General features: G+C 45.1%; 14 protein-coding genes and 2 riboswitches. Of the genes, 1 reads left to right on the top strand and 13 read right to left on the bottom strand.

The genetic code is table 11. The features are described from left to right. Nucleotides 1-39: 39 nt before the first annotated feature. From LIQ05_RS03885 to LIQ05_RS03840, 10 genes are all read right to left on the bottom strand, one after another. On the bottom strand, nt 40-768 hold the full coding sequence (locus LIQ05_RS03885; protein WP_226818769.1) for a YebC/PmpR family DNA-binding transcriptional regulator: 729 nt from the start codon (nt 766-768) through the stop codon (nt 40-42). Next, entirely contained in the window at nt 738-2093 is a 1356-nt protein-coding gene (locus LIQ05_RS03880) for a hemolysin family protein (protein WP_226818768.1), read from the bottom strand. Before LIQ05_RS03880 ends, LIQ05_RS03885 begins: the two co-directional genes overlap by 31 nt. Before the next feature lie 126 nt (nt 2094-2219). Beyond that, nucleotides 2220-2570 (bottom strand): type II toxin-antitoxin system PemK/MazF family toxin, encoded by a 351-nt coding sequence (locus tag LIQ05_RS03875; RefSeq protein ID WP_021926628.1) that lies wholly within the window; start codon nt 2568-2570, stop codon nt 2220-2222. A 252-nt stretch (nt 2571-2822) separates the two neighbouring features. Beyond that, a complete protein-coding gene (alr, locus tag LIQ05_RS03870; RefSeq protein WP_226818767.1) occupies nt 2823-3989 on the bottom strand; it encodes an alanine racemase in 1167 nt (388 codons plus the stop codon). A gap of 17 nt (nt 3990-4006) precedes the next feature. Next, complete coding sequence (locus LIQ05_RS03865) at nt 4007-5557, bottom strand: NAD(P)H-hydrate dehydratase (RefSeq protein WP_226818766.1); 1551 nt, start codon at nt 5555-5557, stop codon at nt 4007-4009. 194 nt (nt 5558-5751) lie between these two features. Beyond that, the gene (locus LIQ05_RS03860; RefSeq protein WP_226818765.1) at nt 5752-6405 is read right to left on the bottom strand and encodes a redox-sensing transcriptional repressor Rex; all 654 of its coding nucleotides are present in this window, start codon (nt 6403-6405) and stop codon (nt 5752-5754) included. A gap of 276 nt (nt 6406-6681) precedes the next feature. Then, a riboswitch (cyclic di-GMP riboswitch) is annotated at nt 6682-6757 on the bottom strand. Between the two features lie 149 nt (nt 6758-6906). Next, complete coding sequence (locus tag LIQ05_RS03855) at nt 6907-9858, bottom strand: response regulator (RefSeq protein WP_226818763.1); 2952 nt, start codon at nt 9856-9858, stop codon at nt 6907-6909. 5 nt (nt 9859-9863) lie between these two features. Further along, complete coding sequence (locus LIQ05_RS03850; RefSeq protein WP_226818762.1) at nt 9864-11708, bottom strand: extracellular solute-binding protein; 1845 nt, start codon at nt 11706-11708, stop codon at nt 9864-9866. Further along, a complete protein-coding gene (locus LIQ05_RS03845) occupies nt 11692-13890 on the bottom strand; it encodes a hybrid sensor histidine kinase/response regulator (protein ID WP_226818760.1) in 2199 nt (732 codons plus the stop codon). Before LIQ05_RS03845 ends, LIQ05_RS03850 begins: the two co-directional genes overlap by 17 nt. Further along, nucleotides 13874-14689, bottom strand: coding sequence for a substrate-binding periplasmic protein (locus tag LIQ05_RS03840; protein WP_226818758.1), 816 nt, complete (start codon nt 14687-14689; stop codon nt 13874-13876). Before LIQ05_RS03840 ends, LIQ05_RS03845 begins: the two co-directional genes overlap by 17 nt. 234 nt (nt 14690-14923) lie before the next feature. Then, nucleotides 14924-14999: riboswitch (cyclic di-GMP riboswitch) on the bottom strand. A gap of 479 nt (nt 15000-15478) precedes the next feature. Between LIQ05_RS03840 and LIQ05_RS03835 the strand changes: the two genes are divergently transcribed. Then, entirely contained in the window at nt 15479-17392 is a 1914-nt protein-coding gene (locus tag LIQ05_RS03835; protein WP_226818756.1) for an ABC-F family ATP-binding cassette domain-containing protein, read from the top strand. Between the two features lie 274 nt (nt 17393-17666). On the opposite strand, the gene LIQ05_RS03830 is transcribed toward LIQ05_RS03835, so the two are convergent. From LIQ05_RS03830 to LIQ05_RS03820, 3 genes are all read right to left on the bottom strand, one after another. Next, nucleotides 17667-18872 carry an NADP-dependent isocitrate dehydrogenase gene (locus LIQ05_RS03830; RefSeq protein WP_226818755.1) on the bottom strand — a complete coding sequence of 402 codons (1206 nt, stop codon included), beginning with the start codon at nt 18870-18872 and terminating at the stop codon, nt 17667-17669. Nucleotides 18873-18962: 90 nt separating this feature from the next. Further along, nucleotides 18963-20354, bottom strand: coding sequence for a 2-isopropylmalate synthase (locus LIQ05_RS03825; protein WP_226818753.1), 1392 nt, complete (start codon nt 20352-20354; stop codon nt 18963-18965). A 126-nt stretch (nt 20355-20480) separates the two neighbouring features. Further along, a complete protein-coding gene (locus tag LIQ05_RS03820) occupies nt 20481-21317 on the bottom strand; it encodes a S8 family peptidase (RefSeq protein WP_226818751.1) in 837 nt (278 codons plus the stop codon). Nucleotides 21318-21433 lie beyond the last annotated feature (116 nt).

Raw genomic sequence — 21433 nt, 5'->3', positions numbered from 1 at the left:
AATAAAATTATTCTCTACAGGTTTCAGGCAGGTAAAAAATTATTCGTCCCAGTTATGCCATACATCTGTTACATCATCATCGTCATCCAGAAGGTCAAGGATTCTCTGGATATCCTTAAGAGACTTCTCATCAGTCAGCTCTACAGTGGTCTGCGGAATCATGGCAACCTGTGCATCAAGGAGCGGAACACCTGCAGCCTCAAGAGCTTCACGTACTGCGCTGAAATCATCCGGGTTTGTAAGAACCTCATAGCTGTCCTCTTCCTCGTTGAAATCCTCAGCACCTGCGTCAAGAGCAGTCATCATCAGGTCGTCAGCATCCATCTCACACTCTTCCTTGTCGATGATGATCTGGCCTTTCTGGTCGAACATGTAGGATACGCATCCCTGTGTTCCAATACTTCCGTTACCCTTTGTGAAAGCATTTCTTACGTTGCTGGCTGTACGGTTCTTGTTGTCAGTCAGAGTCTCGACGATGATGGCAACACCGTTCGGGCCATATCCTTCATATACAGCCTTCTCATAGCTGTCAGCAGAATCAGCGCCTGCTGCCTTCTTAATACCACGCTCGATGGTATCGTTTGGCATGTTGTTTGCTTTCGCTTTGGCGATAACGTCACGAAGCTTACCGTTGTTGTTCGGGTCTGGACCGCCAGCCTTAACAGCCATTACGATCTCACGGCCAATGATGGTAAAGATCTTACCTTTTTTAGCGTCGTTTTTTTCTTTCTTGTGCTTTATGTTTGCGAATTTTGAATGTCCTGACATTTCTTTTCCTCTCCTTTTGGTTCTTTTTTTATCTTTTCGGCCCGTACCTTTCCGATGGTTTTATTGCCAAGAGAAAGAATTCTGAAACGATAGCCGTTTACAACTATTTCTTTATCCAGATCATCTTCCGTAGGAATGTGTCCAAGAAGATTGGTCAGATAACCGTTTAAGGTCTCAAATTCCACTTTACCGAAATCAATGTCAAGCTCCTCCGATACATCCTCCAGATACGCCAGTGCATCAATGATCACACTGTTGTCCTTCTGGGTACGGAAGGTGCTGTCATCTTCATCGTATTCATCCAGAATATCGCCTACGATTTCCTCCAGTATGTCCTCCATGGAAACAATTCCTGAAGTCTGGCCATATTCATCAACCACCACAGCCATATGTATTTTCTTCATCTGCATGGATTTGAAAAGATCGCTGATTCCTCTTGTCTCTGGGATAAATGAGGCTTCCCGGATCAATCCAGGCAGATCCTTAAGGGGCTTGAACTTCGCCCAGGAATTTCTGGTAAGGAATTTCAAGGCATCCTTATAGTGGATGATCCCCACTATATTATCAATGGTCTCCCGATACACCGGATAGCGGGAATTCCCCTCCTCCAGCATGGTATCCACAATGGTCTGAAGATTGTCCTCCTCGTCGAATGCGATCACATTCTTGCGGTGAGTCATAATGTCCTTGGCTTCTGTGTCCGTGAACTCCATAATGTTCTGGATCATTTCGGCTTCATTTTCTTCGATCACACCCTGCTCGTGGGCTTCATCTACAATGGAAATGATCTCTTCTTCTGTCACCGGATCCTCCGCCTGGTTAAAGGTAACACCAAAAGGTCTTGCCGCCAGCTTGGCGATAAAGGTAACACACATGGTAAAGGGATACAGAATCCTGGTAAAAGTTCCCACAACCTTCATATACCGGTATGCATATTTCTCCGGGTGATAGGTTCCGATCCTCCTGAACGTAAGAATACCAAGAGACGCAAGCAGAATGATCACCAGCGCAAGCACCAGGATCAAAGCCACCAAATGCTTTATGTAGGGATGAAAGGTCTCGGTAGCCCATGGAACGATAAATGCTCCGAAGCTGACTCCGGAAGCCATAACAATCAGCGGAATCGCATTGACAAATGAAACATGATTGTTGATCAGAGATAACAGATAGATTGCTTTCTTATCTCCTTCCTGGGCCCGCTTCTCCACTTCGTTCCCGCTCAGATTGTGCACTGCAGCTGAAAAGCCATAAAAAATACCGTTCAGCCACAAAAGCAACAATAAAATAACAAAGCCCGCCAGGGGCATACTACTGCCAGCTTCCATATATTAAACCTTTGTTCCTCCTAAAGAGCCGGGCTGCCGTCAGAATTTCCACAGCAGCACGAACGTGCAAATGCGGCAATAATTGCCGCTGAGACTTAACAACTATATCACTAAAGTTTCTTTTCGTCAAGAGAATGTAAGCTCCAGGCTGATTTCAAGGGCATGATTCACCTTGTCAAGCATAGGGCCGTCCAGATGGCATACCTTATCTTTTAATCTTCTCTTGTCAATGGTGCGAAGCTGTTCTAACAAAATTACAGAATCTTTTTCAATCCCGTAAGCAGATGCATCGATCTCAATGTGGGTTGGCAGCTTCGCCTTGTTCATTTTGGATGTGATGGCTGCACAGATCACAGTTGGACTGTGTCTGTTTCCTACATCATTCTGAATAATAAGTACCGGGCGGATGCCTCCCTGCTCGCTTCCCACCACGGGCCGAAGATCCGCATAAAAAATATCCCCTCTTTTAATTACCACACAATTCACACTCCGTTTTGCTTTCACTTTGTTCCTGTTCAGGCTCTGACCAGCAACTTCATTTTTCACTTCTGAAAATAAGTATTTCCAACTTTTTTCATGTGTATACATGTGTGGTACTTTACTGTAAAAATCCTGTCTGATATTTTTGCAAATGCTGTCAGCGTATCACAGCTGACGGGTTTTTGTCCTTCCCGAAATCTGTACGCTCCACTTTGTGGAAAGCTTTTTTTAACATAAACGAACTGGTTCTCATTCAAAATGAGTCAATTCGCCACTCTCCTTTCCATCTCTGATATAAATTCTTGGTACACGTTTATTAATATCGCATACAAACTCATAGGAAAACCGTCCGGATAAATCTCCCAGGGTATCTGCACTGATCACCTCATCCCCATCTTTTCCAAGAAGTGTCACCTCATCTCCTGCTTTTACCTCCGGGATCTCTGTTACATCCACCATAAACTGATCCATGCAGACTCTTCCGCAGATCGGTGCTTTCTTTCCATGGATCAGTACCCAGCCTTTATTGGAAAGCATTCTGGGGTATCCATCTGCATAACCTACCGGAATAGTCGCCATCCTGGTCACATGGTCTGTGGTGTAGGTGCCGCCGTAGCTGACTTCCGTTCCTGGTTCCACATCTTTTACATAGGAAACATGGCTTTTCAGGGACATAACCGGCTGCAGCTTCACAATATCCCTCTCCACTTCCTCGGAAGGGTAAATTCCATAAATGGTGATCCCGGCGCGCACAATGTTTAGGTTTGCCTCCGGTACGCGGATGATCCCGGCACTGTTGGAACAGTGATGAAGAGGGATCTGGATGCCATTCTTTTCCAGGAGCTCTGCAAAATCCAGGTATCTTTTCAGCTGTACCATAGCCGGAGCCCGGTCATATTCATCTGCCCTTGCAAAATGGGTAAACAAGCCTTCGATCTCCACATTGGGAAGCGCTGCGATCCTGCGGATATCCTCCAGGCTTTCTTCGCTGTCTTTAAATCCGATCCTGGTCATACCTGTATCAGCAGCAATGTGGATCAGGCCCTTTTTGCCTGCCCTGGCAGCGGCCTCATCATACTTCTTCGCGGTCTCATAATCACAGACTGCCATGCGCACCTCATTTTCCACAAGTTCTTTATAGTACTCTTCAAAAACAAGCCCCAGGATCAGGATCGGTCTTGTGATCCCGGCTCTTCTAAGCTGCAGGGCCTCCTGAGCCGTAGCCGTGGCAAAGCCCCAGACATAATCCAGTTCCTCAAGCATCCTGGAAATGGGCACAGCACCGTGTCCGTATGCGTCTGCTTTGATTACAGCAATGATCTTTGTTCCCTCTTTTATGCTCTTTTTCATCTGTTCAAAATTATACAGGACCGCGTCAAGAGAAATCAACGCTTTAATTCTGCTGTATTTTTCCATAATTTTTTCCTCGATTTTTATTCTAAATTTTCTGCCAGCTTTAATATTTCCGGAAGTGCTTCGATCATATCTTTCGCCGTCATACTGTGAGTTCCTCTTTTCTCTCTGGCAATATCACCGCAAAGACCGTGAATATACACTGCCAGCGCTGTTTTATAAGAAATATCCCGGTTCTCCGTACTGCTTAAATACATGCAAAGAACAGCTGCGATCATACCAGACAGAACGTCTCCGCTTCCAGCCGTTGCCATTCCGCAGTTGCCGGAAAGGTTCAGGTACAAACTACCATCTCCATCTGCCACAGTGGTACAGGCATCTTTTAATACGCAGACACAGCCTGTTTTCTTAGCGAACTCCCAGGCACTGGCCGCTGGATCTGCTTTTAGTCCGGAAATTGTCCTGCCGGTAAGCCGGCTCATTTCTCCCATGTGAGGGGTAAGAATGGTCTGTTGGTTCAGATATTCCAACCACTGGGGATTCATGGCCAGAAAATTCAGGCCATCTGCATCCAGTATAACCGGTTTTCCTGCTTTTGTCCCGTTTTTCAGGAACCAGAGCAATCTTTCTTTTCCAACCCGTTCGGTGCCAAGTCCAGGTCCGATCACCAGCACATCACACCAGTTTAAGTTTTTCTCATTGGACGCTTCGTCAAACTCACAGGTCACCATAGCCTCGGGAAGAAGGCTCTGCAGTGGGATCCGGTTCTCTTCCACAGTCTGGAGCTTGACCATTCCGGCTCCCCCGTGAAGCGCTGCGCTGGCGCTTAAATAAGCTGCCCCACACATGCCCTTCGAGCCTGCGACCAAAAGTACTTTTCCAAAGGTTCCTTTATTTCCCCAGGCAGATCTTGCAGGAAGTGTTTCCACATCCCTTTTCTCCAGATGCCAGGCTGCCTGATCTGCAAGTCCACTGCCATCACGATTCCGGTCATAGATTCCGATGTCCGCCACCAGGATCCTGCCAGCGTATGCTCTGCCAGGAAAAAAGCACAGTCCCCGTTTCCGGTATGCAAAGGTCACCGTCAGATCTGCCTGAAAAGCAATTCCAAGTACTGCTCCCGTATCTCCGTGAATACCAGACGGAATATCCACCGCCACTTTATAAGCCCTGCTCTGATTTATACAGTGGATAATTTCCTTATAAGTTCCAGAAATCTCCCTGGACAGCCCAACGCCGAAAATTCCGTCTACTATAACAGTATATTCATCCCATACCGGGTTATTCGTTGCGGGAACGCCATAGTTCCTGGCAATTTCCCACTGGTGTCTGGTTTCTTCGGTCATTTTGTCCGGATTTCCGGCAAGATAGATTTCGGAATAAATCCCGGCAAGATGAAGAAGCCTTGCAATGGCAATTCCGTCACCACCGTTATTGCCGGAACCGCAGACGGCCAGTATCCGCTCTTTTTCTAAGTTTCCAGGACTGTTTTTCTTTTCCAGATACTTCCGGATTTCTTCTGCCGTGGCAAGCGCCGCCCTCTCCATAAGAACCAGGGAGGGAACATGCATATTATGAATAGTACCATAGTCTAGAAGCTTCATCTGACTGCAGGTCACAACTTTTTTCATAAAACCACTCCTAACATTAGAATAACTTTTGGGCTCCGGTTGCAGTTCACTCTCTGCCCATTAACCGCTAAAGCCATTTTCAAACACGCTCTAATGCAAAACTGCCGCCCGGTCTCCTGTAAATCTTTCAGCGAGACAAGCAGCAGTCCTCTTTGACCTTTTGTTGTTACTGTCATGTCCTTCACAGTAACGTTTTATTCTTTGTTTTCTTTATGCTCGTTGCGGTACTGGCTTAAATTATAAGACAGCGCCATCAGGCTCTCAGACAGATGAACATTCTCCACGATCACGTTCTCAGGAGCATCAAGATCTGTATGTGCAAAGTTCCAGATTGCCTTGATTCCATTGTCAATGAGAACCTTCGCCATCTCCTTGGCCTTGTTCTTCGGCAGAGTCAGAATGGCGATCTCTACCTGATTCTCTTTGATAAATTCTGGAAGGTGACTGATCATCTGAATCTCAATTCCCCGAACCGAAATTCCTTCCAGAACCGGATTTACGTCAAAAATCCCAACCAGACGAAATCCTCTTTTCTCAAAATCCCCGTAATTGGCAAGTGCCTGTCCCAGGTTACCTGCACCAAGAATGATCATAGGATGAATGGTGTCCAGTCCTAAGATCTTACCAATTTCTGTATAAAGATATTCAACATTATATCCATAGCCCTGCTGTCCAAAACCGCCGAAATTATTTAAATCCTGGCGGATCTGTGATGCAGTCACATGCATTTTCTTACTAAGGTCATTGGAAGATATACGCTCAACTTTCTCTTCCATCAGCTCCCCCAGATAGCGATAATACCTTGGCAGTCTTTTGATCACTGCCTTTGAGATTTCCTTCGCCTCCAAAATGTTCCCCTCCTTGTTTCCGCTGCCTAAATTTTCCGCGTCACACTATGTCAATTATACCTAAATGTTATTTTCTTGTCAATTAAAGTTGTGCAGAATTACAAATATTTTGCAAATTCAGTTACTGTTCACTGGTAACGTTCCGCCAGGTGTTTTTTTTGGCGAAGCTCACAGAAAACCCGGGAACATCGGCGCGAAATCATGCGAATGCATGATTTCTGTGCATCGCGAAGTGTGTTGCTGGTCACGGAGTGAACAGGAACCAAATTCATAATTTCATGCAACTGGCTGCCATTTTAAAGGCCCTGTAGCTTTGCGTCCCAGACTTTCATCTGGTTTGCCGATTTTCTTATTATAGCTTTTAAAATTATGCAAAAACTGATTTTATTATACTCCCCTACTCCACTTTACACAAGAAAAGCCTCACCGCTTTAACGCTTAAAAATAATTTAAAAACCTGCTAAAAAGTTGTTAACCGAACTTCTTAGCAGGTTCTTATTACTAATCTGTCAGATTATTTTGTAACGTACTGATCAATTCCTCTAGAACGATTGGCTTGGATAAGAATCCATTCATACCACATTCCAGCGCTTTTTTTCTGTCCTCGTCAAAAGCATTGGCCGTCATGGCAAGGATGGTGATTCCTGCCAGTGCCGGATTCCTAAGGGCACGGATCTGCTTCGTGGCCTCATATCCGTTCATTACCGGCATTTGCACATCCATCAGCACCAGATCATAATCGCCCGGTTTCGACCTCTTGACCTTCTCAACTGCCTTTGCCCCGTTTTCTGCAGTATCCACCAGGAAGCCATATTCATTAAGGATCTCCACCGCAATTTCACTGTTCAGTTCATTGTCTTCCACAAGCAGTATACATTTGCCTCTGAAATCTGAGCATGCCGCCGGAAGAACAGGATTCTCCTGCTCAGCCTGATTCTGGCCAATGGCAGCCATCAGGGTATCTCTGATATCGGACATAAACAGAGGTTTCGCGCAGAATGCAGTTACCCCTGCAGCCCTGGCTTCCACTTCGATGTCTAACCAGTCATAAGCAGTCAGAATAATGATCGGTGTATCGTCACCAAGACTGCGGATCTGTCTGGTGATCTCAATACCATTCATATCCGGCAGACGCCAGTCGATGATATAAGCATGGAAGGCATCCCCAAGCTCCATAGACTGCCGTGCACGCAGAACAGCCTCCTTACCGGAAAGTGTCCATTCCGAACGCATTCCAACCCTCACAAGCATTTTTGTCACGCTGTCACAGGTATTAAAATCGTCATCTACAACCAGAGCCTTAAGGCCTTCCAGCTCTGCAATCTTCTCTATCCGGTGATTCTCAGGCTGAGTCCGGAATGGCAGACGGACGATAAATTCGGTACCTTTCCCCTGCTCTGTCCGGACCTCAATGGTGCCGCCCATCATATCCACAATATTCTTGGTGATGGCCATGCCAAGTCCTGTACCCTGAGTCCTGCTCACAGTGGAAGTCCGCTCCCTCTCAAAAGGAGAAAAGATCTTCTTCACGAATTCCTGGCTCATGCCAATTCCTGTATCCTTCACCCGGATCTCGTACAGTTCACTGCCTCTTTGGAGCCCAGGATACTGTTTCAGCCGGACAGAAACGGTTCCGCCAGCAGGAGTAAACTTGATCGCATTGGACAAAAGATTCAGCAGCACCTGATTCAGCCTCGTCTTATCACAATAGACATCCTCATTTGTCACATCCATGGCATCCATATAAAGCTCCAGCTGTTTCGCATGGATCTGCCCGCTGATGATCGTCTTCAGATCATGAAGCACATCCGACAGACTGACCTCCGTTTCTTCCAGATGGATCTTTCCGCTCTCAATCCGGCTCATATCCAGGATATCATTGATCAGGGAAAGCAGATGGTTACTGGAGGAAAGGATCTTTCCCAGATAATCCCGAACCTTGTTTTTATCATCAATATTACTTACAGCCAGTGTGGTAAAGCCGATGATCGCATTCATTGGTGTCCGGATATCGTGAGACATGTTGGAAAGGAAGGTACTCTTGGCCCTGTTTGCTGTCTCCGCCGCACGGACTGCCTCAGAAAGTGCCTGGTTCATTTTCCAGTCAGCGGTACGGTCCGACATAACCAGGATGTATTTCTTTTTTCCGTCTATCTCACTGCCCATTGCAATATTATGGAACCAGCGTTTTTCCCCTGTTTTCTGATGAACATATTCAAAATCCCATTCTCTTTGTTCATTCACCCGGATTTCCTCCAGATAATTTTTCTCCGGATTTTCATGTTCCTCTGGATGCATTTTTCCCAGAACACGAATATTTTTGCGGATCTGTTCTACCGTAATGCCCAGCAGCTTTTCCACATTCGGGCTGACGTAATCTGCCTGATATGTTTTGGCATCCAGCATCAGGAAAACGTCATCCACATTCATTGACAGCTTTTGAAACAGTTCGTCCCTGTACCGGATCTGTGTGTCCTTTCTTCTAAGGCTTGTCCTGCTTTTTTGGATAATAAGGCTGATAAAAAAGGCGGCAATACAGAACACGACAGCAGCCACAAGGAACATTGTGCTACGCTGCAGGCTGTTCATACTGGCATTGACAATATCCGCCTGTACAAGTCCCAGAAATACCCAGTCCTGAATATCCGATTTTTCATAAACCAGATAATAGTTTCTTCCATCCAGATCTACCAGCAGCGCACCGGTATGTCCCGCTTTAAACTTCTCCGAAAGCTTATTAACCTCTTTCTCAGACATATCAGAATGCTCTCTCAGAACACCGAAGAAATTATATACATTCCCCCATGACTCAGAAGAATGATCGATCACAACACGGCCATCCGGATGAACAATAAAACTCTGTGCATTTCCATTGAAAGCAGAAATATCCAGTACATCTACGATATCAGAGTTTTCATAGGCAATGGCAATGGCATCATATTCAAATCCCTGATAGCTTCCATGCGCCCTGGGAGTGGCAAAAACAAGCAGCTGGGATTTTCCTGGAACTGCTGCATTTGATATCACATCCTTTCCCTGCCGGATGTCCTCTTCAATATCTTCCTGTAATCCAAGGTATCCGTTTTCCCCTGTCACCAGCTTATAGTTTCCGTCGGCTGACAGAAAAAAGAAATCCAAAAATCCGGCATCCTCCTGCGCATTCTTTATATAATTACGGATTTCATCTTCGCTGGAGATATTCTGCAGATTCTCACCCCATATATGGAGATAAGTCAGGTTCTTATCTGTCAGTTCCCTTAGCATATTATCAGACTGATGAAAAATCTCTGTCAGATGAGAAACGCTTTCCTCATAAATGGTTTTCGACACAAAGTCAAAATATCGGAAAACCATCAGAACAATTCCCAGTAAAACAGCTGTAAAGACAGCAATCCGGGAGCGTTTTCCCATGCCAGGTTTCTTTCTGCCTTTATTACGATTCTTAATATCCATTCTTCTCACCTCAGAGTCATGTAGTCTTCAGGCTCTGCAAGAATGGCATCACCATCTGAAATATATCCTGTCCAGGTATCCTTCACAGTGGTATCTCCTCCCTCAAACACAATATTCTCATCTGTGGGATATGCTTCCATGTGTTTTGGTATCGCAAGGCAGGTTACCGTAAAAGTATCCTCGTCCTGAATTTGTTTTCCGTCCTTTGTAACTTTGCTCAATGTATAGCCATCATCTGCCTCCGTGACTTCCACAGAAATACCACTGAGCACTGGCAGAGAGCCACGGTTAAACGGGATAAATCCTCCCTCATAGCCTTCTACAAAGTTTTTAACCGTCTCTTTTAGTTCAGCCCCGCTCATTTTGCTGCTGTAAGCTGACAGACCATTTGGCATGATCATGTCACCCGCCATTTTTTCTGTATAACCGGCTTTCAGCACATTTCCCGTAAAGCTGTTTCCGGTTGCGAGCAGCACATCCGTACCATAAATGCCGCGCAGGGTGTTTGCCATAACCGAATATGCCGCGTTCCCGCCACTGCTATGAAAGCGGTTGGAATAGGATTTCTGTGAATCCAGCACGGTATTCTCTGAAGCAGCTTCTTCCGCAAGAAGCTGGGTATTAAATGACTGATAGGCCTGCTCTGCATCGTATTCTCCTGAGATCATCTTAGACACCACATCCTTGGAAACGGAGAAAAAGTCATTTGACGCAATGCGGATATACATATGATTTTCTTCGATCACAGGTTTCACATCCTTCATATACTCCGTAAGCCTGAAATCCACATCCTGGCTGTAGCTCAACAGATCCTGTCCATCACTAATGATCCGGTTCTGTGCCTCCGCTGAAAGCATTGTATTCAATACCTTCATTGCTTTCTTCCGGCGGGCTTCGTCCTGTGTCAGGTCGCGGTTTAAGGCCACCTGGAAATATGGGGTCGTCATCAGCCACTTTTCGCCATTCTCCTGAAAGAATGGCAGAAATGTTGTGTTAATGCCCTGATCCTGAAACATTTTTACACCCGCTGAGCTGCCAAAGTACATGGCAAGCTTACCACTCTGGTACATCTCAACGATATCATCATAATTCATGTCCAGATCATCCTGGTTCAGCCCTGTATCCTGGATAAACTGCTCCATGCGTTCAAAAGCCTGCGGCCAGACGGTACCATCCAGACCTTCTCTCTTTGTATTATCCGGGTCACTGTAGGTGGTGCGCCACTTGCGTCCGTCTACAGAAGACAATTCTGATGCAGACAGACCCTGCAGTGTTTCCATACAGGTATAATCGTAATAATAGTCTGCAGTAAAGCCACGGATTCCCACCTCGTCAAATGCCTGGCAGGCAAAGACAAAGCTTTCATAATCGGTTGGCAGCGGAATCTCATACTTTTCAAAAAGATCCTTGTTCACTACAAAACCGTGGGCATCTGCACACACGGGAAGCCAGTTTACACTGCCATCCTCGTTCATAAAACTGTTGAGGTAGGTATCATAGACAGCTCCTGCCGCATTGGTTGTGGAAAGATCCATCAGACTGTCCTTCAGCGGACTTGCATCATGCAGGGAAAACCGGCAACAGGTTATAATATCCGGCAATCCACCGTTTTCATCAAGAAACTTATAAAAATCCAGATCATTATTTCCTACTACAAATTCAATATTGATATCTGGAAGCTGTTCCTGGATGTATGGTGCATATTTATCATACAGGCTGGTGCTCCATAAATACACTGTGATGGTTTCTGCATCTTCTTTTTCTGCAATTTTTCTGCCACAGCCTGACAAAAGTGATGTGGCTGTCGCCATCACCAGAAGTGCAGCAAGTAACTTATTCCGTTTTTTCATTATGACTTCCCCTGAAATTGTGTTTCATCAGTTTATGAATTACCTTTATTAATAATTTTCCATCAACGGGCTTTGCTATATGTTCATCCATTCCTGCTTTTTTTGCCCTCAGTCTGTCCTCCGTGAACGCATTTGCCGTCATTGCAATGATCGGAATCACCTTTGCATCCTCTCTGTCCAGAGAACGGATTTTCTTTGTAGCTTCATAACCATTCATAACCGGCATCATAATGTCCATAAGAATGACATCAAATTCACCAGGTTTACTTTTTCTGAATAGCTCAACAGCTTCCTGTCCATTCCATGCTTTCGTCACCTCAGCGCCTACATTCTGGAGCATAAATTCTGCAATTTCCATATTCAAGTCATTGTCTTCTGCCAGAAGAATATGCAGTTCCTTTATAGAGTTTTCTGATACATCCTTTTGTTCTTCACGTTTATCCGCATCCAGATCTATTTTGAACGGAACCCGGATCACAAAGGTGGTGCCTGCGCCCTCTTCACTTTCAAAAGTAATGGTTCCACCCATTTTCTCGACCAGATTCTTTGCAATCGGCATTCCAAGTCCTGTTCCGGCAAATTTTGTACGGCTTCCTGTGTGTTCCTGTGCAAATGGTTCAAATACACATTTCTGGAACTCCTCAGTCATTCCGATTCCGGTATCCCGGCAGACAAATTCCATTGTGGTCATTCCCGGCTGTTCGGATGGGATTTCCATGCAGCTGATATAGATATGTCCGTTTTCTCTGTTATATTTCACCGCATTGGACAGGATGTTCATCATCACACGTTTCACATACCCCGGACTTCCAATAAAATCCCGATGTGTGATTTCTTTTTTCTCCCACTCGATCCGGATATTCTGTTCTGCAGCCATCTGCTCGATCACAGCAAATACTTCCCTTGAAATACTGCTCAGATTAAATGGAATCTCTTCCAGAACGATTTCGCCTGACTCAAGCTTACTCATATCCAGGATTTCATTTACCAGTTCCAGCAACAGATTGGACGCCTTTTTCACCTTTGTCCTGTATTCCGTCTGTTTCTCCAAATCACCTGCATAATGTTCTGCCATATTGACCATGCCGCAGATTCCATTGATCGGAGTCCGGATATCATGGCTCATTCGCTGGAGAAACTCTGTTTTTGCCTCATTGGCGGCTTCTGCCTTTTTTGCAGCTATCAGAAGTTCTGCTTTATATTTTTCATCTTTTTCCTGTTCCTGTTTCCAGTGCACCAGATTGGTTCTGTATGTCCAGAACCAGAATGTGCCGAATATCAGAAAATAGAGAAAAATAACACTTATCACACTTAATGGAAGATTGTGGAACACCTCTGTATCCGGAAGATATGCATAAATATAGTAATCCCTCTGCTTCAGCATGATTCCGTAGCATCCGCTCCCTTCATTCTTCAAATGATAAATGTGCTGACTGTCTGTATGCCCCTTCATTGCCTGAACAACTTCGTTGTCAGCCGTATTCTGCCCCAACAGGCTCTGATCATTGCTGGCAACAACGATTCCCTCGTCTGCAACAATAATCGTTCCATCCTTCCGGGTACTATAGCCATTTAAAAGACTTTGCATTGTCAAAGTATAATTTCTGGTAAATTCAGGAGATGTGTAATAGTAGATTGCAACAATACCCGGTGCATCTTTTCTGGCACAGGCTGCAATGTCAATATAGGATCCATCTTCCCTGGCAAACCGTTCTGAATAAGATCTTTCTTCATATCCGGCAAAATCTACGATAATTTCTTTTTGCAGATACTCCGTAATCTCATTAGCCAGAGCCTCGTCCGTGCTGTATTCACAGTCCGTCTTTCCTTCTATATCCAGTACAATGATACCATCCACCCAGAGAGTCTGCAGGTTTTCTTTCAAGAACTCCTGGCTTAGCTGTCCGCCGTTTTCGATTTCCATGTTAATATTTGTACTCATCTGTCTGGCACTTTCAATTGAGCGGAGAAGACTTTTGGATTCGGAAGATTCATTATAATGGGTGTAGGTGGAACACTGCACTTTGACATAATTTACAATCTCCACCATTCTTTTCTCTGCTTCCGCTTTTTTTATATGGAAGAAATAAAACAGAGAGACTACAGCCACACAGATTCCAATCAGACCTCCGATCATCTGGATTCGTTTTTCTTTTTTCTTTCTCTTAATATCCAAGGTCATCCACCTCCAGATACTTCTGGGGATCATCCAGATATTTTTCAATAATTTTCAGGGATGTGCCATCCTGACGCATCTGTTCCAATGTCTGTTCCATCTGTTCACAGATTCCTCTGTCATCATCTTTTGCAAAAGCGACACCTATTCCGGTGATCATCAGAGGCTCTTCCAGGATACGGAAGCTTGCATCATAATCCTTCATATACTGGACGATAGATTCCTCATGTGCAGCAACTGCATCTACATATCCTTTCCCCAGAAACGTATAAATCAACTCCCGGTGTCCGAGACTGATCAGATTTGCCAGTTTGGGGATTCTATCATCTGTCCGGTTCAGAAAAATACCTTCCGGTTTGGTTGTGGACTGGACAGCCAGGTTTTTTCCCTCCAGATCGCTCAGTTTATAGATGTCACTATTCTCATTTACAGCGACCACCTGGCGGCTTGCTATGTACGGTCCTGCCCAGCGGTAATCGTCAAGACGTCCTTCCATGGAAAAACACCCCATGATACAGTCAATCTCTCCGCTCTCCACCAGTTCTTTTTTCTTCTCCCAGTTGATCTGGACAACCTCCACCTGATATCCCATTCTTTTGAAAGCTTCTGTAGCCAGTTCTACATCTATGCCCGTCGGTACACCATCCTCATTCAGATAATTGTATGGTGGATAGCTGTCGCTGCCGAGGGTAATGACGGGCTTTTCTGTTTCTTCTTTCGTGTTATCTGTGTTTTTACACCCTGCCAGGGTAACTGCTAAAATTCCCGCAAGCAGAATGCCTGCAATCACTCTTTTTCCTTTCATTTTCTGTCTATCCTAACTATCCTTTTCGTTTTTTTCATATCTGATTCCCTGCCAGTTCATGGGAACTTCTGCGGATTGCCTTTGTTGCCTCATGGCCATTCATAACAGGCATCATATCGGATTAATGATGTCATACCAATGATTGCATTCATAGGAGTACGTATATCGTGAGTATTGTTACGTCTATGAAGTAACGCCGAAAAAAACACCGTCTCACAGACAGTGCACATCAGTTCATGCAACTGGCTGCCATTTTACAGGCCCTGTAGCTTTGCGTCGCAGACTTTCATCTTTTTTGCCAGTTTTCTTATTATAGCTTTTAAACATATGCGAAAAAAACTATTTCTATTATACGCTAATACTCCACTATACACAAGAAAAATAAAATGCTTTAACGCCTAAAAACAAAAAAACAGAAGCCTCTTTGCGATCCGTGACCTCCGACTCGTTATGCTTATTCTAAACTGTCCTTCCCTCCAATCAGATTCTCTCTCTGGCTTCTTTTTTCCTGACATTCAGACTAACACAAAAATACGATATTTTATGATAAGCAGCGGTAAATTTGCAATAAGCAGAAAATACAGAAATACTATATTTTTCAGAGCTTTCATGGGATTGCTTGTGCATACTTACAAATTTTTACATTTTTTTTGTTATTTGACAATTATTCTTTCAAAAAATCTGTTTTTCAAGTATAATATTCTTCTGGACAAGCCATTGCCTAAAGCAACAGGCTTTTATATATGACAGATTTTGTATTTACGAAACTGGCTTTTTAAGGAGGAAATTATGATTTTATCATGTCAGAGCATCTGCAAATCTTTTGGGGAAAAAGTAATCCTGCAGGATGCTTCCTTTCACATAGAAGAACGGGAAAAGGCCGCCCTGATTGGCAATAACGGCGCAGGAAAAACTACTCTCCTTCGTATTATTATGCAGGAGATTTCCGCCGATTCCGGACAGGTAGTTATTGCCAAAGATAAGAAGATCGGTTATCTGGCACAGTACCAGGACATTCATGGGCATCACACTATTTATGAGGAACTGATGACCACTAAGCAGTACATTCTGGACATGGAGGATAAGATCCGTTCTCTGGAACAGGAAATGAAATATGTAGCTGGTGAAAAGCTGGAAAGCCTGATGAACAGCTACACCCGTCTTACCCATCAGTTTGAGCTTGAGAACGGCTACGCTTACAAAAGTGAGATTGTAGGTGTTTTAAAGGGTCTTGGATTTGAAGAGGAAGACTACAACAAACAGATTGAAAACCTTTCCGGTGGTCAGAAGACACGGGTTGCCCTTGGTAAGCTTCTGATCTCCAAGCCGGATATCCTGCTTCTGGATGAGCCAACCAACCACCTGGATATGGAGAGCATTGCCTGGCTTGAGACCTATCTTCTCAACTACCCGGGTGCTGTATTTATCGTCTCCCATGACCGTTATTTTCTGGATAAAGTTGTCACCAAGATCGTGGAGATCGAGGCAGCCCAGATGCGAATGTACGAGGGAAATTATTCTGCTTATGCTCTTAAGAAGGCGCAGCTGCGTGACGCCCAGTACAAGGCATACCTGAACCAGCAAAGAGAGATTAAACACCAGGAGGCTGTTATCACTAAGCTCCGCTCTTTTAACCGTGAGAAATCCATTAAGCGCGCGGAAAGCCGTGTAAAAATGCTGGACAAGATCCAGCGTATTGAGAAGCCGATCGAAATTGATAACCAGATGCGCATCTCCCTGGAGCCCCGTTTTATCAGTGGAAATGACGTGCTTACGGTAGAGGGGCTTTCCAAGGCTTTCCCTGGACAGACCTTATTTACAGATATTAATTTTGAGATCAAGCGTGGTGAGCGTGTAGCCCTGATCGGCAATAACGGTACTGGCAAAACCACCATTCTGAAGATTCTCAACGGAATCGTGGAAGCTGACGCAGGACGCTTTGCCCTTGGTTCCAAAGTGCAGATTGGATACTATGACCAGGAACACCATGTTCTGCATATGGAGAAAACCATTTTCCAGGAAATTTCCGACACTTATCCAACTCTCACGGAAACAGAGATCCGCAATATGCTGGCTGCTTTCCTTTTCACAGGAGATGATGTATTCAAGCTGATTTCCGCTCTCTCCGGTGGTGAGCGAGGCCGTGTTTCCTTGGCAAAGCTGATGCTTTCAGAAGCCAACTTCCTGATCCTGGATGAGCCTACCAACCATCTGGATATTGCTTCCAAAGAGATTCTGGAAGAGGCGCTGAACAGTTATACCGGAACCGTACTCTACGTTTCCCATGACCGTTATTTTATTAACCAGACTGCCACCCGTATTATGGATCTGACGAATCAGGCTATTGTTAACTATATCGGGGATTATGATTACTATCTGGAAAAGAAAGATGAAATGACGCAGATTTACGCTCCAATTCAGGAATCTGCTTCTCTGGAAGCAAAGGAAACTGTTTCAGAAACCAAGCTTACCTGGCAGCAGCAGAAAGAGAAACAGGCACTGAAGCGCAAACGGGAAAATGAATTAAAGAAAGTGGAAGCCCGGATCGAGGAGCTGGAAGCAAGGGATAAAGAAATCGACAACACTATGGTTCTGCCGGATGTTTGTACGAATGTGGCAGAATGCACCAAGCTCAGCCGGGAGAAGGCTGCAATTGCAGAGGAACTGGAAGGGCTTTATGAGAAGTGGGAGGAGCTGGCATAGCATTAAGCTATAAACTCTTGCCAGTGATATCCTGCAATTCTTATCCTCCTCCATAATTTGTATTTACGAAACGAAACAGCCACCACAGGGCCACGCACCGGCACAAACTAGTACATCGTTTCATAAATAACTATACCAATCGCGTAGGATGTGGATTCGAGTGTGCAGGTATAAAAGCAGGAACGAATTTCGAATAGATACCCGAAACCGTTCCTGTTTTTTATAACAATATTAACATTTTGTCTCAAACTACTTTTCAAAGTTGTTTATCTCATTACATTGTCTCAAGCTTCTCTCTGATCGCCAGAATAAACCCACGGCTGTTAAGGACTTTCACATCCTTTAAGGACGTGATCAGCGCCAGGTCTTTGGTCATCTGTCCGCCTTCGATCGTGGAAAGAGTTGCTTTCTCCAGCTTATCTGCAAACTCTACAAGCTCCTGATTCTTATCTAACTCGCCGCGTTTACGAAGTGCGCCTGTCCATGCAAAGATGGTCGCTACAGAGTTGGTAGAGGTCTCCTCTCCTTTCAGATGACGATAATAATGTCTCTGTACTGTCCCATGAGCAGCCTCGTACTCATAATATCCATCTGGTGAAACCAGAACAGAAGTCATCATAGCCAGTGACCCAAATGCGGAGGAGATCATATCGCTCATCACATCACCGTCATAATTCTTGCAGCCCCAGATAAATCCGCCTTCTGCTTTCATTACACGGGCTACTACGTCATCAATCAGACTGTAGAAGAAGGTAATGCCTGCTGCCTCAAATTTCTCTTTGAACTCAGCCTCATAAATATTGTGGAAAATTTCTTTAAATTTACCATCGTAAGTTTTGGAAATGGTATCCTTGCCGCCAAACCACAGATCCTGCCTGATGTCCAATGCATAATTAAAGCAGCATCTTGCGAAGCTTGTAATGGATTTGTCCAGGTTATGAACGCCCTGGATCACACCAGGAGTGTCAAAATGATGAATCAGTTCAGTCCGCTCTTCTCCGTCATCCCCTTTAAATACCAGCAGGGCATCGCCTGGTTTGTCAATGTACATTTCAGCATTCTTGTATACATCGCCATAAGCATGACGTGCAATGGTGATCGGTTTCTTCCAGTTCTTCACGCATGGCTCAATTCCTTTTACCACGATCGGAGCGCGGAAAACAGTTCCGTCCAGGATGGCACGGATGGTTCCATTAGGGCTCTTATACATTTTCTTCAGATTATACTCGGACATTCTGGCTTTGTTCGGGGTAATAGTGGCACACTTAACAGCAACGCCGTATTTTTTTGTGGCTTCTGCTGCATCTATGGTTACCTGATCATCTGTCTCGTTTCTGTATTCCAGTCCAAGGTCATAGTATTCTGTTTTCAGATCTACAAAAGGAAGAAGAAGCTCATCCTTAATCATCTGCCACAGAATTCTGGTCATCTCGTCCCCGTCCATCTCTACAAGAGGGGTCTGCATTTGAATTTTACCCATTATTTCCTCCTAGTATAAAATTATTTGTAGTTATACTCCGAACACTACGGATTGTACCGCAGCCACGCTGCTCCCACAATCCTGGTGTTCTCATTTTAATGTAATCCCAAGTCTCTGGCAGGTCTCAGATACAACGGTCTCCAGCTCTGCATCGCAAAGAACCGTAACACGTCCTTCCTCATACTGCTGGTCAACCCAGGACTTGATCATCTTTACAAGCTCGCTGTTCTTATCTACCTTCTGGTCACCCTTCAGACGGTAATGGCTGTCAATCCAGTGTGCGATTCCGGCAGCTCCGGAGGTATTGGAAACAGCCACCTCGACCGGGCGGTTCAGGAATTTTTCAGTATCAAATACATTGTAGATCTCCTCATTTTTCAGGAGTCCATCGGCGTGGATCCCGGCTCTTGTTACGTTGAAGTTCTTTCCAACGAAAGGAGTTCTCTCCGGAATATGGTAGCCGATCTCTTTCTCATAATACTCAGCCAGTTCTGTAATAACCGTAGTGTCCATACCGCCAAGATTTCCCCGAAGCTGTGCATACTCAAATACCATAGCCTCAAGCGGAGTATTACCAGTACGCTCTCCAATACCAAACAAAGAGGTATTGACACCACATGCGCCATATAGCCATGCTGTTGTAGAGTTGCTGACGGCCTTGTAGAAGTCGTTGTGACCATGCCACTCGATCAGCTCAGATGGAACTCCTGCATGGACCATAATACCATAAATAATACCAGGCACAGAACGCGGGATCACGGCACCAGGGTAGTTGACACCATAGCCCATGGTATCGCAGCAGCGGACCTTAACCGGAATACCGTACTGCTGGCGAAGCTTCATCAGTTCCAGGCAGAACGGGATTACATAGCCGTAAATGTCGGCTCTTGTAATGTCCTCCAGATGACAGCGGACAGAAACGCCGATCTCCAGGCACTCTTTGACAATGCTCAGGTAATGCTCCATAGCCTGTTTACGTGTCATTTTCATCTTATAGAAAATATGATAATCGGAGCAGCTTACCAGAATACCGGTCTCTCTCATACCCATATCGCGGACAAGCTGGAAATCCTTCTTATTGGCGCGGATCCAGCTGGTAACCTCCGGGAACTCGTATCCTCTCTCCATACATTTCTCAACTGCATCACGGTCTTTTTTGCTGTAAAGGAAAAATTCAGAAGCACGAATCCTTCCCTCCGGCCCGCCCAGCTTATGAAGGTAATCGTAAATCCTTACAATCTGCTCAGTACTGTACGGAGCTCTTGACTGCTGGCCATCACGGAATGTAGTATCAGTGATCCAGATATCATCTGGCATATGATGTGGAACGACCCTGTCGTTAAATGCAATCTTCGGTACTTCTGAATATGGAAAAAGATTTCGGAATACATTGGGAGTTGTAACGTCCACAAGTGGGTACATATGCTCCTCTAACTGAAGCAGGTTCGTGTGGCGGTTCATTGAAACACGTCTGTTTTCCATAGATATTTCCTCCTCGTTGTTTGAAACTCTTGCTGTTCATTTTACTCAATTAAAACAGCGGCGTCAAGTGCTTTTGTACTGTAAAGTGATAATTTCTTATCAAAGTTATCAAATTCAGGGCCGAAATCACATTTTCAGGAATTTCCGGCGGTTGAAACGGCCCCACCCCTGCAAATTTCTCGGCAGCCCCATATCATCTGCACTATTCATCAGCATAGTTTTGATATCTGTATTAGTCAGTGCAGGATCTTTTTCCAGGGCACAGGCAATGGCACCGGTTACCAGAGGAGTGGACATGGAGGTACCGCTTTTTACCCCATAGGAAAAAGGCTTGCCTGGCACGCAGGACATGATCTTGTTTCCAGGAGCCACAATATCCGGCTTGCACACGCATTCCTCAGTGGGGCCTCTGCCGGAAATGGCCCCGCGCCCCTCAAGCAGATCACTGGAGCCAACAGTAATTACCTTTTTGCTGCTGCCGGGAGCCGTAATGCTGCCAGGTTTTGGCCCCAGGTTTCCGGCGGCGGTGACGATCACCATTCCCTCATCCCACAGTTGTTCCACGCTTTTCAAAAGCCCTGTATGATCCTTTTTGGAATTACAGGTGGTGCCTACGGAAATATTCACCACCCGGATCCTGTACTGCTGCCGGTATTCCCGGATCCACCGAAAGGCCCGCAGCACATCCTCCTGGCTGCCATTTCCATAACGATCCAGCACCTTCAGGGCAATGATCCCACAGCCAGGCGCCGCACCCCTGTATTTTCCCATAGATGCAGTGCCGTCTCCTGCCACCAGACCAGCTACATGGGTGCCATGCCCATTGTCATCATAGGGCCGCCGTTTAAAAGCGAGGAAATCATAAAACGCCCAGATTCTGCCAACAAAATCTATATGCTCATAAATCCCGGTATCCATGATGCACACGCCAATTCCTTTTCCAGTATAAAAAGATTTTTCCATTATTTTCCCCAATAAGAAGATGCTTATAATAAATTATGTTTTCGTTTTCAAATCTGCCTTAAAATTATAGACAATTTTTATAATTCCCAAAAATTTTTGTCGCTTTTTCCGAACAC

This window comes from Blautia glucerasea, assembly GCF_020537505.1.
GTDB lineage: Bacteria > Bacillota > Clostridia > Lachnospirales > Lachnospiraceae > Blautia_A.
Note: the sequence above shows the minus strand (reverse complement) of the source record. Positions and strands in the feature narration are given on the sequence as shown.